Source organism: Marinobacterium sp. xm-g-48, from assembly GCF_013282925.1.
Classification (GTDB): domain Bacteria; phylum Pseudomonadota; class Gammaproteobacteria; order Pseudomonadales; family Balneatricaceae; genus Marinobacterium_E.
Map to the genome: position 1 here is coordinate 691906 of NZ_WBYQ01000001.1, position 16501 is coordinate 708406.

Here is a 16501-nt window from a genome sequence, read left to right on the forward strand (position 1 = left end):
AGATACCGGTAATAATATGTTTAGGGAATCTACGAACAAGTACATAGTATCTCAGCGAGGCCTGATATTTGCAGATACAAGGCGCTTTTCGCCGCTAATGGTCTAGCCATTAGCAAGAGAAGCAACACCGTAGATGCATGTATAAGGCCACGCCCTTCGGGGTTCACAGTCAAATCCACCCTCGGTGTTGTGCTTTCTTGACTTAGCTGGCTAGGCCTTCGAAAACACGCCTTGATGATGAATTTGACTGTAAACCTGAGATGCCATGGACTTATTCTTAGATTCCCTAAGTATAACTCTCGAAAATCTGAATGATAGGAGTTTCGATGTCGACAACCCAATTAAGTGATGTGCGTCGTGAATACCTCGTGGCAGGTCTTCATGAAGATAATTTAGTCAGAGATCCGATTCAGCAGTTTGATGCATGGATGCAGGATGCATTGGCTGTGGATCCTAAAGATGCTACCTCTATGACTCTGGCGACCTCTGATCAGTCGGGGATGCCCAGTGCGCGTATTGTTCTGTTAAAAGAGTTTAGTTCAGAAGGGTTTACCTGGTTTACTAACTACTCGAGTGAGAAAGGGGAGCAGTTAGCGGCCAATCCGCAAGCAGAACTTCTTTTCTACTGGTCGATGTTAGAGCGTCAAGTTCGCGTTCGCGGACAGGTTGAAAAGATCGATCGCATTGAGAGTGAAACCTACTTCCACTCTCGCCCAGTGGGTAGCCAGAGAAGTGCTGCTGTGTCTCATCAAAGTCAGCCAGTCGAATCTCGAGCTGTGCTTGAACAAGCGGTCAATCAGCTGTCAGATATGACTGAGGTTCCGTGTCCCGATAACTGGGGCGGTTATCGACTTGTACCGACCCGTTTTGAGTTTTGGCAAGGGCGTGAAAGTCGCCTGCACGACCGTTTTCGTTTTGAACCATCAGACACAGGTTGGGTCGTTACCCGCCTGCAACCTTAAGGATTTTGGATAATGAATATTTGTAAAGATGCTTACGTCACCTTTCACTACGCCATTGTAAGTGATGAGAGTGAGGTAAAAGATGGTTCGAGAAATGATGAACCGCTCACCTACGTCCATGGTTACAAGATGCTGGTGCCGGGTCTTGAGCAGGCGCTAGACGGGCGATCGGCTGGTGATCATTTTCAGGTTCTTGTAGAAGCGGGTCGCGGCTATGGCGAACGTGATGAGGAGCTGTTCGATGTACTTCCTCGTGAGGCCTTTGCTGATATGCCAGGTTTGCAAAAAGGGATGTTGGTTCAGCTAGAGGATGAAGATGGCGAGCCGCGCTTGGGTCGAGTTGCAGAGATCGATATCCGCGAGGTGAAGGTTGATCTTAACCACCCATTTGCAGGGCAGGATTTAAACTTTGATGTTGAGGTGATTGATGTCCGCATGGCCACTGAAGAGGAGCTAGCCGAGTTAGCCGAGTAATATTGCTATTGGCTATAAAACAGACCCTGTTAAATCCGAATGTTCTTGAGTCTGCCCTGCAAGCTTGAGTTATATCAATATATTGTTGCCGCCTTCGAGTTACAGTTATTAAAACTTGATAACTAGGAGTAACGAAATGTTCGGTATTGATGCATACACTTTTGAAACAGTTTGGCCAAGCCTTCTAGGTGTGGCTGCAATGGCAGGTGTAATGACTTGGGGTTTCTTCAAAGTGAAGAACCTGATGAACGAAGATCAGAAAAAGTAATCACTTTACATTCCTCTTCATGTCAGTAGTCTAAGCCTCTTCTTTAAGGAGGCTTATGGCTGCTTACTTCTCCCCAGTCGATCGATTTGAGTATGAGATCGAAGTCAAAAAAAGTCGTTTCATAGCGACCGCAATCCCTCTTAGTTCCACTGATGCACTCTATCAGCTGCAATCAGAGATGCAGCGTCTGCACCCTAAAGCCAGCCACCACTGTTTGGCCTATATTTTAGGCGCACCTCAGGCACCTAAGGCCGCTGGCTCCAGTGATGACGGCGAACCCAGTGGTACAGCGGGTAAGCCGATGCTTAATATCCTCATGCATAAAAATTTGGGAGACATCGGTGTCGTCGTGACACGTTACTTTGGTGGCACTAAACTGGGAGCCGGTGGGTTAATTAGAGCCTATGGTGCCTCGGTTAGTGAGCTCTCAGAACATCTGCTGACCATTGAATGTGCTCCTAAGATTGAGTGCCAGATCCGATATCCTTACGAGCTAGAGGCTGACATTCAACAGGTCATCGCTGCCGTAGCGGCTGAAGAGCTATCGGCTAGCTATACAGAGATAGTAGATAAAACACTGTTAGTTGAATTGGCTCAATTAGAGACCTTCAAAGTGGCGATTTTGGCTCTGGAGTATAGAGGTGTATCGCTAACGCTAGAGGTATAAAAAAGGGGCGCAATCTTAGATTGAGCCCCTTTTTAACTATCAACGTCGCTTAAAGGTTTTTAATCGACTCTAACTGTTTCTCTAGTTGAACTTTAGAGCGTGCAGCATCATCAGCCTTAGCGCGCTCTTTAGTCACAACGGCTTCAGGTGCGTTGGCAACAAACTTCTCGTTAGACAGTTTCTTATCAACTCGGTCAATCTCACCTTGTAGGCGATCAATCTCTTTCTGAAGGCGAGCCATTTCAGCCTCTTTATCGATAAGATCCGCCATAGGAACCAACAGTTCCATTGCGCCAACCAGCTGAGTCGCGGCAAGAGGTTTATCATCACCTTCGTTTAGGGTCGTGATGCTGCTCAATTTGGCTAGTTTCATCAAGAATGTTTGGTTCTCAGCTAAACGACGAGTGTCTTCACTGCTGCAGTTAGATAGCAGAAGTTCAAGATCCTGTGATGGTGCAATTTTCATCTCACCACGAATGTTTCGAACCGCTGTGATCACGCCCTTAAGCCACTCGATGTCAGCTTCTGCTTGCTCGTCAATCTTCTCTTCTGATGCAACAGGGAACTCCTTAAGCATCAGTGTCTCACCCTCAACACCGGCCAGCCCTTTGATTGTCTGCCAGATCTCTTCAGTAATGAATGGCATGATAGGGTGGCTTAAACGGAGAATCGTCTCAAGAACGCGAACCAGTGTACGACGTGTGCCACGTTTAGCCGCTTCAGACGCTTGCTCATCCCATAGAACAGGTTTTGACAGCTCTAGGTACCAGTCACAGTACTGGTTCCAAATAAAGTCGTAGAGTGTCTGTGCAGCAAGGTCAAAGCGGTACTCGTCTAGCTGTTTGGTGACGGTCGCTTCGGTGCGTTGTAACTGGCTGATAATCCAGCGGTCAGCCAGTGAGAGTTCCACTGGCTCTTGATTGTTGCCGCAATCTTCACCTTCGGTATTCATCATGACATAGCGGGCAGCATTCCAGAGTTTGTTACAAAAGTTACGGTAACCCTCTAGTCGCTTCATATCCCAGTTGATATCACGACCCGTTGAAGCGAGTGCTGCTAATGTAAAGCGCAATGCATCAGTACCGTGCGCCGTAATGCCCTCAGGGAACTGTTTCTCAGTACGTTTGCCGATTTTCTCGGCTAGCTGAGGTTGCATCATGTTACCGGTACGTTTTTCCAACAGATCTTCAAGTGAGATGCCATCGATCATATCGAGAGGGTCAAGCACGTTGCCTTTCGATTTCGACATCTTATCGCCGCTCTCATCGCGGATAAGACCTGTCACATAGACGTTTTTAAATGGCACTTGAGGTTTGCCATTTTCATCTTTCATGAAGTGCATGGTCATCATGATCATGCGAGCAACCCAGAAAAAGATAATGTCAAAACCGGTTACAAGGGTGTCGGTAGGGTGGAAGGTTTTCAAACGTTCCGTGTTTTCAGGCCAGCCAAGAGTACCAAAGGTCCACAGTGCCGAGCTGAACCAGGTGTCTAGTACGTCATCATCTTGGTGGAGCTCTAAATCGGCCGCCAAGTTGTATTTTTCACGCGCAGCTTCAGCTGAGTTCGCAACGTAGACGTTACCCTGAGCATCATAGAATGCAGGAATTCGGTGACCCCACCAAAGCTGACGTGAGATACACCAGTCTTGAATGTCACGCATCCAAGCAAAGTACATGTTTTCGTACTGTTTAGGGACAAATTTAATGTCGCCATCTTCAACTGCTTTGATCGCTGGCTTAGCCAGTGTCTTAGCATCACAGAACCACTGATCGGTTAGCATCGGTTCAATCACCACACCGCCACGGTCACCGTAAGGAATGGTCATCGCGTTCTCTTCGATCTTCACGAGAAGGTCGAGCTCTTCCAGTTCAGCGACGATGGCACGGCGTGCAGCAAAACGTTCCATGCCACGATATTTCTCAGGTAGCGTTGGATCGATCTCTTTGTTGACACTGCCATCGAAGTTAAAGGTTTGAGCCTCATCACGAATATCTGCGTTAAGGGTCAGAACGTTGATCATTGGCAGCTTGTTACGCTTACCCACTTCGTAGTCATTGAAATCGTGCGCCGGTGTGATTTTTACACAGCCAGTCCCTTTTTCCATGCTGGCATGTTCATCGGCAACAATCGGGATGCGACGACCGACTAATGGCAGTAGGATCTCTTTACCGATTAGGTCATCGTAGCGTTCATCTTCAGGGTTGACTGCGACACCAGTGTCACCCAGCAGTGTCTCTGGACGCGTGGTACCCACGACAATGTAATCTTTACCCTCTTTGGTTGTCACACCATCAGCAAGTGGGTAACGGATGTACCACATTTTGCCAGTCACTTCGCGGTTCTCCACCTCAAGGTCGGAGATTGCTGTGTGAAGTTTAGGATCCCAGTTAACGAGGCGCTTACCACGATAGATTAAGCCGTCGTCGTAAAGGCGTACAAAGACCTCTTGAACGGCATGGTAAAAACCAGAGTCCATAGTGAAACGTTCGGTTGGCCAATCGACAGAGTTACCTAGACGACGCATTTGGCGGGTAATGGTGCCACCCGATTCGCCTTTCCACTCCCAGACTTTTTCAATGAACGCATCGCGACCAAGATCGTAACGACTCTCGCCGGTCTCAGCAGCTAGTTTGCGCTCAACTACCATCTGAGTGGCGATTCCTGCATGGTCTGTACCAACCTGCCAGAGCGTGTTGCGGCCCTGCATTCGACGGTATCGAATTAAAGTATCCATTAGGGTGTGCTGGAAGGCGTGACCCATATGCAAGCTGCCCGTGACATTTGGCGGTGGGATCATGATTGAGTAGGCATCACCTTCACCTGAAGGTGCGAAAAAGCCTTTCTCTTCCCAGTCTTGGTACCACTTTTGCTCGATTGCTTGCGGTTGATACGTCTTATCCATGAGGTGCTGTAGTCTCTGTTTTCAAGTTCGGTAGCAGAGGATAGCTCCTCTCTACTTTTGGAAAAAATTTAAAGGGTGGGAGTATACCCTTTGAGAGCCCTTATAGACAGTGGTTGAGCGGTTCTTTATTCGCTCTGCAACGCTTCTATAGGTTCGATTTTGGCGGCTTTCAGGGCGGGTATTAAGCCACTGAGTAGTCCTGTTGCTGCTGCAATCAGCAGTGAAATAACTAAGAAAAGAATATTCGGTTCAAGAGGTAAGCCTGGGAGGAGCTGCCTAAAGCCGTAAATTGCAGCATAAGCAGTCAAAATACCTCCGATTCCGCCGATGATTGAGAACATAATCGCTTCGGTCAGAAAGAGCGATGCAACTGTTTTTTTACTGGCGCCTAAAGCACGTAGCAGTCCGATCTCGCTGCGTCTCTCATCAACCAGTGTCGACATAATGGTTAGAATGCCGATTGACCCGACCAGTAGGGAAATGGCCGCTAACCCTATCAGTGCAATTTTTAATACGTCTAAAATCTTATTGAGCGTAGAGAGCATCTGATCTTGGGAGGTCAGTGTGAAATCCTCTGCGTTGTGGCGCAGGCTCAGGTGCTCCTTAATTGATTGCATCAGTTGATCCGTTTTGCTGTTGGCTGAAAACGTGACGTCAATCTCCATCACGCCATCTCTGTTGAATAGGGTGAGTGCTCTCTGGGTGTCGATATAGACAATATCATCGAGGTCAAAACCCAACATTTGTCCCTTAGATTCGAGTACACCTAACACCCGATAGCGCTCGCCACCAACCCTGATAAATTGCCCAAGTATTGGCTGGTTACCGAACAGTTCACTGGCTACTTTTGCACCAAGAACTGCGTAGGGTAGAGGGGTTCGCCCCCGGCTGTCAGGTAAGAAATGCCCCTTCTGAATGGTGAAATTCCAGGCGTCAGGCATGCTGTAACTGACGCCAAGAATATCCACATGACGGACGCGATATTGATACTCAATCGCTCCGCTACCCTGAATAACGGGCACTACCTGTCGGATACCCGATAAGGTTTTAAGTGATTGGGCGTCGTCTAGCGTGAGCGGGCGAGTATTGGCGATGAGGCCACCGACGCCCCCCGTCTGTGTACGTCCCGGTGTAATAGCGATGATTCGGGTGCCAAATTGAGAGAAGCTATTGAGCATATAGTTTTGCAGGCCACTGCCTAAGCTGGTGATCAATGTCACCATAAAGATACCGACTGTAATGCCTAAGGCGGTCAAAAAGCTCTTTCTAATATCGACGGTCAGTGTCCCCGCTGCCAGTTTGATGAGATCAGCGATAGGCATTCATCTCACCTCGCAATGCGGCAACGGGATCGACCGTTGCAGCCTTTTTGGCGGGTAGCCAGGTAAAAATCAGAGAGACCGTGAGTGATACTAAAAGAGCGGCCAGTGTTGCCATATAAGGGATAGCAAAAGGAAAGCTTGGCCAAGTCAGATGAATGGCATACAGCGAAGCTATGCCTAGACTAACACCGATTATGGCTCCGGTTGTGGCTACTAAAATGGAGTCCAAGAGGAAAATGGAAGTGACGGTGTTATGTGAGGCGCCAAGTGCTTTGAGTAACCCAATTTCTGGAACCCGTTGTGAGACACTGATCAGAGTGATGTTCATGATCAATATGCCAGCCACTAATAAACTGATGCTAGCAATCGCGATGACGACCAGGGTGAGCTTGTTCAATAGGTCACTGAAGGTGTTAAGTAGAGAGTTTTGAGTCACGATAGTGATGTCTCTTTCACCTTGATGTCGCTCCATTATCAGCTGCTCTATAAGCTGCTGACTCTCTTCAATCTGTTGATCTGATTGTAGTTTGATTAGCATCCTGAAGAGTCCGGGAGCGTTAAAAAGGGTTTGAGAAGAGGTGACAGGAATGAGGGCAGTCTCATTCATGTTGGTACCAAAGTTGATGCCGCTGGGCTCGATAATACCAATGACCCGGTAGCGTCGATCAGAAAATTTGACCCACCCACCTAAAGCGTTTCCATTAGGGAAAATCTCCTGAGCAAGCGTGCTACCCAGTAGGGTGACTGACGCTGCCGTATCAACATCCCTTTGCGTCAAATTGGTTCCGGTTTTTACGGGTATTCCAAAGATAGTAAGTAGGCTTTGGTTGGTCCCAAGTACGATGATCTCCCGATTTAAACCGTTGCTATGAGCCTCGGTAATACCTGCAATAATCGGAACGATTTCATTCACTTGTGGCAGTTTATGGATAGCCTTTGCATCATCAAGGGTTAAGTCGCGAGTTCCCTCCCCAGTCACTGGAGGGATGCCGCCTTCCGTCTCTTTGCGCCCTGGAAGAACGATTAATACCTCTTTCCCTAGCAGAGAGAACTCCTGATAGACAAACTGTCTTGCTCCCTCCGAAAGACCGGTTAATAGAACAACGGACATGACTCCGATGCTTACCGATAGAAGTATCATCAACGCTTTAAATGCCTGCCGAGAGTAGGTCGCTAGGCTATACCGAAGATGATCAATCAAGAGCACGGCTATCCCCTCTTTTTGATCTCTATGAGTTGACCATCAACCATAGTTATCTGGCGTTTTGCTCGGGCGCCAAGATCACTGTCATGAGTCACCACTACTAGAGTAATTCCTTGGCTGTTTAGCGTTTCAAGCAGGTTAATGACCTCCTGACCTGATGCGCGATCAAGATTACCGGTCGGCTCATCGGCGAGAAGTATTTTAGGTTGAGTGACCACAGCGCGCGCTATGGCAACACGCTGCCTCTGGCCACCAGAGAGTTGCTGTGGCTTGCGGTTAAGAAAATCTTTTAATCCCAGGGTTTTCAGTAACTCGGAGGCTTTTTCTCGGCGTTGGCTGGCAGGAATCCCTTTAAGAATTAACGGCAACTCAACGTTTTCCAACGCCGTTAGTCGATTGATGAGATGATAGGCTTGGAAAACGAAGCCGATATTGTCGTTTCGAAATCGAGCCTTTTCTGCTTCGTTTAATTCAGTCGTTGCAGTGCCATCCAGACAGTATTCACCGGAGTTTGGTGAATCGAGCAGTCCTAATTGATTGAGTAGTGTGGATTTACCTGATCCAGAAGGGCCCATGATACTGAGGTAGTCACCTGCCTCGATATCGAGTGTGAAATCCTGAAGCGCATTCACCGTTTCACTGCCCATTGGATAGCTTCTACAGAGATGCTTAAGCTCGATCATTGTGGAATAACTCGTCGATTTAGAAGGTTTTCAACATCATTGGTGTTCTTCAGGAAACGGTCATTTAAATCGAGTCCTTCCGTCACCTCGCTCCACGTCCAGTTATAGGCGCCGACTTTAATAGGTCGAATTTCAAGCTCATTGGTTTTTTCGTTGAATATCACGATTTCAGATCCGCCAATGACAGATTCGGTAGGAACCCTTAACACACTGCCTGTTGATGAGGTCACCACTTCGATATCAGCACTGTATCCCACTAAAAGCGTCATATCTTCATCAGAATTGATAAAGGCAGCCTCGACTTCAAGCGTTCTTGCCTGCTTCTCATTGTCAGAAATTCGAGAGCCTAATTTGCTGATGACACCATCAAAGATTTCACCTCTAAAAGCATCTAGGGTTATACGGGCGTATTGACCTATCTTAAGTCGGGAGGCCTCGACCTCATCAATTGGGGCGGTCACATAGAGGCAGCTGGTATCAAGCAACTCAACAGCCGCTGGCGTCATGATGCCTGGAGGTGAGGGGGTCAGGTATTCACCGACTTCACCGTTGATCTTGCTAACGGTACCGGCAAACGGAGATTTTAGAGTACGCTGGTTCTGATCAATGCTAAGAAGATTAATTTTGTCTGCCGCGAGTTTTGATAGTGATCTTTGGTACTCACAGATATGGGCGCTGCTGGCTGATTCGCTATCCTGTTGATCAAATTGTTCGTTTGAAATGAGCCCTTTCTCCTTAAGGGACTGACCTCGGACGAGCTCGCGTTTTGCAAGATCCGCCAGTTCGCAGGCTCGTTCCTCTTCGATCTTTGCGGCTTGATACTCCCCTTTGGATAGTTTTATTTGAGCCCTTTGAACATCACTGTTCAATGTGAGTAGGGTCTGATCTTTTTCGACCACCTCGCCCTCAGCAATGTTGATTGACTCTATGATGCCCCCAATGGTTAGGGATAAGCTGGACTGACGGCAGGGGGTGATGGTTCCTGAGCGACTGTTAGCGGCGATCTGCTCGACTGCGCCCTGTTCAACTTGGACTAACTCAACGCTGATTGGAGGCTCTGGCCAAAAGAGCGAGTAGCTGATCACCGCAGCAGCAAGGAGGGGGAGAATAAGCAGTTTTTTCATTGAATATCCTCCGTAGGACAAATTTAAGATCGATCTCTAAGGTCTTGTCTCTGTAGCTCCCAACCGGCTGCTTTACGTGCGGCCCAAGAGTGTCGTGTGGCTGCAAGCACTGTTTCGGATTGAGTGACAATCTCGATGCAGCGAGAAGCTGATTGACAACCCTCTGGTGCGGTTAAGCCTAGATTGATAAACAGATCAATAGGTTCTGAGGGCAATTCACCACAGGCTATAGAGACAGGCGATTTAAGTTCAGTACCCAGTATGGCATGCGGTACAAAGCTGTCCGATCGAAAATTCCACAAAGTCTGATCTAGCTGATGTAGATCAGCTTCATTTTCAGTGTGTATATGGATGCGTTGGCCAAGGGATAAGGCTTTTTCACAGAGTTTACACGCCAGCAGTTCACGACTGTCGTGATCACTGCTGGGGAGTATGTAGTAGTCTGCGCGAGGCACGTTTAGGCCTCAATCTGCTCAGCAATATCGAGAAGATATTGCGTCAGCATAGGAACACAACGTCCCGTTGCCCCTTTGGCTTTGCCGCTATTCCAAGCAACACCGGCTATATCTAGGTGAGCCCAGCTAACCTCTTTGGTAAAGCGTGATAGGAAGCAGGCCGCGGTAATGGTCCCTGCAGGTCGACCTCCGATGTTAGCCATATCGGCAAAATTGCTATCCAGTTGTGATTGGTACTCGTCCCATAAAGGTAGCTGCCAGCCACGATCGCCAGCAAATTCACCTGCATCAAGCAACTTAGCTGCAAGCTCATTATCGTTCGCAAGAACTCCCGTTGCTTGATGTCCAAGTGCAATAATACAGGCGCCTGTCAGGGTCGCGACATCGATGACGGCTTGAGGATTGAACTGTTGCACATAGGTCAAAGCATCACAAAGTACCAGTCGGCCTTCAGCGTCGGTGTTAAGGATCTCTACTGTTTGACCTGACATGGTCGTTACCACGTCACCTGGTTTAGAGGCTTCACCTGAAGGCATGTTCTCAGCCGCAGCAACGATCGTAATAAGGTTCAATGGCAAGTTCATCTCTGCCACTGATTCGAAGGCACCTAACACGCTGGCTGCACCACACATGTCGAATTTCATCTCGTCCATCTCAGGGCCTGGTTTCAATGAGATGCCGCCGGTATCGAAGGTGATGCCTTTACCAACCAGAGCATACGGAGCCTCATTAGCATCCTCTGCACCTTGGTATTTCAATACAATGAGGCGAGGCGGAATGACACTGCCTTTGCCGACGCTTAGAAGCGCACCCATACCCAGCTCTTCTATCTGTTTCTCATCTAGAATGTCACAGCTGACACTGTCGAACTCTTCCGCAAGATTTTGAGCATGCTCTGCCAAGTAGAGAGGTGTACAGATATTGCCTGGCAAATTACCCAGCTCACGAGCAGTTGATACCCCATTGGCGATAGCAACGCCATCCAGAAGGGCACCCTCTCCAAATTCAGTATCTTCCTCAGGTAGGTGGATATGAATGTGCTCAAGTGTTAATGCAGGTGCAGACTTGGATTTGGTGGTGTCGTATTGGTAGAGCGCGGCCGACGAAGCTTCTACTAGAGTTCGTGTGTCACGGTAGATGTCGTCGCTATTGCCGCTGATCCGATCCAGGGCAAAGCAGAGTGTTTTAACACCCAGAGTTTTGATGGTATCCACCGCGCTTTTAATCAGTTGCTGCTGTTTGATGATGGTTCGTTCACTCTGTGCCCCTACACCAGCTAACAGGATGCGCTTAGTGTTGATACCAGGAAGGCTGCGCAGTAGAAGCAGAGAGCCCTGTTTGCCGGAAAAATCACCCGATGCAACAACATCGCTTATGGCCCCTGAACTGGCTTTATCAATCGCTTTAGCCGAGTCCGAAAGTTCACCGTCTGCCGCAATCGCAATAACGATACAATCTGCTTCTACACTCTCAATCGATCCGTTAACGATCTCAAAATCCATTTCTGTTTCCTCTAACAAGACAAGCACTTAGGTTTAGGTGATAATGTGCCCTACAGTATCGCATCTGTTGGATATCCATGCACCTATCGGATTAATTAGTGATTATAAATCGTTACCTAAGTCTGGACATACTCAAGACTACTTTTGCTGTTGTGATTGTTTTGTTGTTAATTATTCTCAGCGCCAGAATAATTGGCTACCTAAATGACGCTGCCGCTGGTCAGATACAAACCAGTGTTATTCTTGAGTTGGTTATTTACAGAACCCCTAAAATTCTTGAGCTCCTTCTTCCCCTCGGTCTGTTTTTAGGTGTCTTGCTAGCCTACGGTCGATTCTACTTAGATAGTGAAATGATTGTTTTGAAAGCCTGTGGTGTAGGGCCCTTTAAATTGGCTAGCTACGCAATTGGGCCAGCCGTTTTCATCGCCTTGTTAGTTGCTTTAATGACTCTTTACCTAACGCCTACAGGCATGACGGAGGCAAGAAAGATACTTTCAGAGCAAAAAGAGCGAAGTGAACTGGATATGCTGTTACCCGGTAAATTTCAGGTCAGTAAAAACGAAAGACAAGTCACTTACGCTCGACAGGTCAGTGATGAAGGGGAGTTGGTTGATGTTTTTATTTCGGGTATTGATGCGAAGGATGAACGTTACATTCTAGTTGCTAGGAAGGGTTCGCAGAGATTTCTTGACGATCAAGGGCGCTTCTTGGTGTTTGAGGAAGGCTATCGTTATAACTTTTCAGAGAACAATTCAGTTGAAGAGATTCAGTATCATGAGTACGGGCTTAAAATGAGAGATGTTGAGCGACAGTTCTCGATTAATGCCTTTGATGCTCTACCTACACTTGCCTTATTAGAGAATGATTCAGCTTTTTATATTGGAAGACTGCATTGGAGACTTTCTCTACCATTTTTGGCCATAATCGTTGTTTTATTGGCTGTTCAGCTATCAAAGACTAGTCCTAGGCAGGGTAGGTACTCGAAGCTTATTCCAGCAATCATAATATACCAAGTCTATGTTGGTGCTTTAACTGCAGCAAGGGCGCAAGTGGAACAAGGTGACGCTGGTAGTTGGCTAATATGGTTTGTCCATATTGCAGTGCTTATTATTGCTTTGAGTATGTTTGTTTTTGAGGGTGCTATTGAGCGTTTTTTCGAAAGGTTACCGAAATTTCCTAGACTTAAAAGTTTTAAAAGGCGAGCTCTTTGATGTTAAGTCGTTTGGATCGTTATATCGCTGCTCACACCTTGTCTGCAATTTTTGTTGTTTTGTTAGTTGTAGTCAGTTTAATGGGTATTAGTCTTTATCTAGATGAGCTTGGAGACGTCAGGGGTAGTTACACTTCAAAAGATGCCATAATTTACACCCTTCTTAGTATCCCTGGTATTTGTATTGAATTACTTCCACTCAGTGCATTAGTGGGAACACTTATCGGTTTAGGGGTTTTGGCCTCAAGTTCTGAATTGACAGTCATGAGAGCAGCAGGTGTCTCTATGTCAAAACTTATTTTAGGCGTCATAAAACCCATCTTCTTAATTTCCTGCTTTTCACTGTTTCTAAATCAAATCGGTATTCCTGAAGCTCAACAAAGCGCTAGAGCTTTAAAGGCAGCGAATCAAAATTTGAAATTATTCGAAGGTGGCGGCTGGTATCGTCAACCGAGTGAATACATTCATGTCTCTGCAATCACTCCTGACGGGCAAATTTTAGGTGTCACTCGTCACCAATTTGATTCAGAGCTTAGGCTCAAACAAACCAGTTTTGCCAAGTCGGGGTATTACTCTGAAGAGCGTCAAGGCTGGTTGCTAACTGACGTTGAATTAACGGCACTGATCAATGATCAGCGTATTGAAAAAGGTCATTTAGATGAGACTTTTTGGTCAACCGAATTGACGGAAGAGATGCTGCGAGTCATTTTGGTGCCCCCTGTTGAACTCCCTATCTCAGGTCTATCTTCTTACTCTAGCTATCTGAATGATCAAGGGGTGGATTCAACCTCTTATGAGTTAGCCCTTTGGAATAAATTGCTACAACCCTTGTCAATTATCGCTTTGGTGATGATTGGCGTTGCGTTTATTTTTGGACCGATGCGCGGTGTTACGGTAGGCCAAAGAATTATCACCGGTGTCGTGATTGGACTGGTATTTAAATTCAGTCAGGATCTTTTGGCGCCGGCCAGTCAGGTGCTAGGATTTTCTCCGTTACTGGCCGCGCTGTTACCCATTGCGATCAGCTTTGCCATCGCTTTATGGTTACTCTCTAGAGTTCGCTAACTCTTTTTGGCAGGTTTTGGTAGTCGAACGGTGACACTGTTTGACCAGCGCTCATGCCAGGTTAGGCGCTCATCACTTAACAGTGTCGCCCAGTAACCGGCTCCTAGAGTGACAATAGAGATAGCGGCACCAAAAAAGCGAATCAGTGCCTGAGTCCAGGTTAACGAAAACCCCTTTTCACTCTGCGCTCGCAGTCGCCATGCCATCATGCCGATCGTCTGACCGGAACGGGTCCAAGAGTATCCAAAGAATAGGAATGTTGAGCAGAGCAGTGCGGACTTTAAGGCCGCTTGGCCGAGAAAGCTGTCGACCGCTTCACCTTGATTTAGGATGACTCCAACAGCACCAATTAAGAACCAAATGGCAAGAATGATCAGAGTGTCATAGACCATTGCCATCACTCTAATGATTAGAGAGGGTAGTTGATGTTGGTTAGCATCATCGTGAAACGGTCTGGGCATACTGAACTCCTTTGTCGGAGCCGTAGTGTACTGAAAAGTTTACTTTAAACGAAGCAGTGGACGAAGCTTAAGTCCGATCACTGAACCGGCAAATGCAAACAAGATCCATAGCCAGCCGTGTAAACTGCCAGAGACCACACCGCCTACAAATGCGCCAATGTTACACCCATAAGCGATGGTTGCACCGTAGCCCAATAGCACGCCACCCAGCAGAGAGGCTAAGAAGTTTTGAATCGGCATTTTCATCTTGAGTGTGAATTTGCCGGCGATCGCCGCCGCTAAGAAAGCGCCTAGGATGACACCACCATTCATCAATGACGCGGGATCCTGGCTGAGACTGTTGTAGAGCGCCTCTTCACGGCCAGGTGCCATCCAGTAGGTCCAGAAGTCGATCTCTAGATCGAGCTCTAACCATTGAGCCACTTTCGCTCCCCATACAGGGTAAGCCAGGGCGACAGCCCATGGACGGCCCATTAAAGCGAGCGTCGCGAAGTTTAGAATGGTGAGTCCAACCGCTCCCCAAATCAGTGGCCAGGGTCCAGCAATCAGTTTGCTTGCAAAGCTGGTCGTGCCAGTACTTTGACACTCTTCAAGCGAGCCGTGAGCTTTAATTTCAAGACGTTTAGTGAACTGATAGATAGCAGTGAATAACAGCAGGTTTAGACCGATGGCGGTGATTGGACCCAGCAGTTCGATCAATCCAATGGGCGCTAGTTGTGGCAAGGTTGTCCACCACTCATAGTCAGCTGTTGCCCATAGCGCACCGGCACTAAAGCCTGCCATGACGGGAATGGCTCTCAGTTGTCCACCGCCAAGATGGTAAAGATTACCCGAAGCACAGCCACTTGCGATCTGCATACCTACACCGAACATGAACGCGCCGGCAACAACGGAGAGGCCGAGAGGTCTAACAAATCCTGCGACCGATTGTCCAAACAGCTCGCCTGAGGCCAGGGTCGGGAAAAATAGCAGTACACTCAGGGAGAGCATGATCATCTGAGCGCGGATGCCCGCACCACGACGTTTAGAGATAAGCTCTCTCCATGCGGTCGTGAAACCAAAAGACGCTTGAAGCAAGCAGACACCCAGGGCTGCACCTAAAATGAGAGCAAGTAGTTCAAAGGTGCCGTGCTCATTAAACACATAAACAGCGGAAGCAACCAACAAAGCAGAAGAGAGCATAAGCCAAAATAGCTTGTTTGGCTCAAGAAGCTGGGTTTTAAAGTCTGTAGATGTCGTGTTTAAAGTATTCATGCTCGACTCCTTTTAGGAGTGGCAATACTAATGATCTTTTAATAACTCTTCCAAGAATGTTTGGTGATTTTATATACAAATAAGTTATTAAAAATATTTCACTTATAAAAAAGAGCGCCGTAGCGCTCTTCATGACCCATCTGATATTGGTTATTTTATGTACTGCTGTGAGAGCTTGTCAGCAAGTGCTTTGGCTTCGCTCTGTTCGGTATCAGACAGTTTCATCAGCAGGCGTGCTTCAATGGTCTGAGCCGTCGTTGAGCCAGCATTGGCTGCCGCTTTCATCCATGCGTAAGCAGTAATGTCTGGATTTACAGAGAGGTCATTACCATTACCCGTAGCGTAAAGCGTGCCTAAGAAGAACATCGATTCAGAGTATCCCGATTCAGCAGCTTGCAGGTATAGCTTCTCTGCCTGTGCAAAGTTTTGCTCGGTACCGCTTCCGAAGTTGTAGCTTCTAGCCAAGTTGTGAAGCCCGACCAGTGAACCATTGTGAGAGGCTTTATCGAACCATTGCAGGGCAAGGTTTAGATCGCGTTCGACGCCTTGGCCAAACTCGTACATTTCACCAATTCGGTTTTGTGCATCGGCATCACCCGCTTCCGCTTTGGGAAGGAGTTGTGTGAACTCGGCAAGGTATACCTCATTTCGCATGACGCGAAGCGCATTGATACTTTTTAGGTGGCCCTGGCGAGCGGCACTGCTGAAGTACTGCTTGGCATCCTCTTTGCTCTTTTCAACACCTTGACCATCACGGTAAAGCGTACCCATTAGATAGAGAGCATCTAAATCACCTTCTTTGGCTAGAGGCTTAAGCTCTTCAAGGGCTTTGGTGTAATCGGCTGACTGAATGGCACGCTCAGCTGCGATGATGGATGCGGCTTCAACAGACATGACTGGAAGAGCCAATGCAAAGGCTAGTGATAATAGACGAGCTTTGGTCAA

Annotated in this window: 16 protein-coding genes; 6 read left to right on the forward strand and 10 right to left on the reverse strand. The window is 47.5% G+C overall.

Annotated elements, in window-relative coordinates; genetic code table 11:
- Nucleotides 1-326 precede the first annotated feature (326 nt).
- From pdxH to XMG48_RS03615, 4 genes are all read left to right on the forward strand, one after another.
- Entirely contained in the window at nt 327-962 is a 636-nt protein-coding gene (pdxH, locus tag XMG48_RS03605; protein WP_173480668.1) for a pyridoxamine 5'-phosphate oxidase, read from the forward strand.
- 12 nt (nt 963-974) lie between these two features.
- The gene (locus XMG48_RS03610) at nt 975-1436 is read left to right on the forward strand and encodes a peptidylprolyl isomerase (protein ID WP_173480669.1); all 462 of its coding nucleotides are present in this window, start codon (nt 975-977) and stop codon (nt 1434-1436) included.
- 136 nt (nt 1437-1572) lie between these two features.
- Nucleotides 1573-1704, forward strand: coding sequence for a hypothetical protein (locus XMG48_RS12065; protein ID WP_256368167.1), 132 nt, complete (start codon nt 1573-1575; stop codon nt 1702-1704).
- Between the two features lie 55 nt (nt 1705-1759).
- Complete coding sequence (locus tag XMG48_RS03615) at nt 1760-2371, forward strand: YigZ family protein (RefSeq protein ID WP_173480670.1); 612 nt, start codon at nt 1760-1762, stop codon at nt 2369-2371.
- 49 nt (nt 2372-2420) lie between these two features.
- Here the strand turns inward: XMG48_RS03615 and XMG48_RS03620 are convergent, their stop codons facing one another.
- From XMG48_RS03620 to XMG48_RS03650, 7 genes are all read right to left on the reverse strand, one after another.
- Nucleotides 2421-5276 (reverse strand): valine--tRNA ligase, encoded by a 2856-nt coding sequence (locus XMG48_RS03620; protein WP_173480671.1) that lies wholly within the window; start codon nt 5274-5276, stop codon nt 2421-2423.
- 125 nt (nt 5277-5401) lie between these two features.
- A complete protein-coding gene (locus tag XMG48_RS03625) occupies nt 5402-6598 on the reverse strand; it encodes an ABC transporter permease (RefSeq protein WP_173480672.1) in 1197 nt (398 codons plus the stop codon).
- Entirely contained in the window at nt 6585-7805 is a 1221-nt protein-coding gene (locus XMG48_RS03630; protein ID WP_371731409.1) for an ABC transporter permease, read from the reverse strand. The genes XMG48_RS03625 and XMG48_RS03630 overlap by 14 nt, the downstream gene beginning before the upstream one ends.
- 2 nt (nt 7806-7807) lie before the next feature.
- Nucleotides 7808-8485 (reverse strand): ABC transporter ATP-binding protein, encoded by a 678-nt coding sequence (locus XMG48_RS03635; protein ID WP_173480673.1) that lies wholly within the window; start codon nt 8483-8485, stop codon nt 7808-7810.
- The gene (locus tag XMG48_RS03640; RefSeq protein WP_173480674.1) at nt 8482-9609 is read right to left on the reverse strand and encodes an efflux RND transporter periplasmic adaptor subunit; all 1128 of its coding nucleotides are present in this window, start codon (nt 9607-9609) and stop codon (nt 8482-8484) included. Before XMG48_RS03640 ends, XMG48_RS03635 begins: the two co-directional genes overlap by 4 nt.
- A 23-nt stretch (nt 9610-9632) precedes the next feature.
- Nucleotides 9633-10064 carry a DNA polymerase III subunit chi gene (locus tag XMG48_RS03645; RefSeq protein WP_173480675.1) on the reverse strand — a complete coding sequence of 144 codons (432 nt, stop codon included), beginning with the start codon at nt 10062-10064 and terminating at the stop codon, nt 9633-9635.
- A 2-nt stretch (nt 10065-10066) separates the two neighbouring features.
- Nucleotides 10067-11566: a leucyl aminopeptidase gene (locus tag XMG48_RS03650; protein ID WP_173480676.1), complete on the reverse strand. Its 1500-nt coding sequence runs from the start codon at nt 11564-11566 to the stop codon at nt 10067-10069.
- A 98-nt stretch (nt 11567-11664) separates the two neighbouring features.
- Here XMG48_RS03650 and lptF point away from each other — a divergent pair, with 98 nt between their 5' ends.
- Both lptF and lptG read left to right on the forward strand, forming a co-directional pair.
- Nucleotides 11665-12777, forward strand: coding sequence for an LPS export ABC transporter permease LptF (gene lptF / locus XMG48_RS03655; protein ID WP_173480677.1), 1113 nt, complete (start codon nt 11665-11667; stop codon nt 12775-12777).
- Nucleotides 12777-13841 carry an LPS export ABC transporter permease LptG gene (gene lptG, locus XMG48_RS03660; RefSeq protein WP_173480678.1) on the forward strand — a complete coding sequence of 355 codons (1065 nt, stop codon included), beginning with the start codon at nt 12777-12779 and terminating at the stop codon, nt 13839-13841. Before lptF ends, lptG begins: the two co-directional genes overlap by 1 nt.
- Here the strand turns inward: lptG and XMG48_RS03665 are convergent.
- From XMG48_RS03665 to XMG48_RS03675, 3 genes are all read right to left on the reverse strand, one after another.
- Nucleotides 13838-14302 (reverse strand): RDD family protein, encoded by a 465-nt coding sequence (locus tag XMG48_RS03665; protein WP_173480679.1) that lies wholly within the window; start codon nt 14300-14302, stop codon nt 13838-13840. The genes lptG and XMG48_RS03665 overlap by 4 nt on opposite strands.
- 39 nt (nt 14303-14341) lie before the next feature.
- The gene (locus tag XMG48_RS03670; RefSeq protein WP_173480680.1) at nt 14342-15556 is read right to left on the reverse strand and encodes a YeeE/YedE family protein; all 1215 of its coding nucleotides are present in this window, start codon (nt 15554-15556) and stop codon (nt 14342-14344) included.
- Between the two features lie 150 nt (nt 15557-15706).
- The gene (locus XMG48_RS03675; RefSeq protein WP_173480681.1) at nt 15707-16501 is read right to left on the reverse strand and encodes a tetratricopeptide repeat protein; all 795 of its coding nucleotides are present in this window, start codon (nt 16499-16501) and stop codon (nt 15707-15709) included.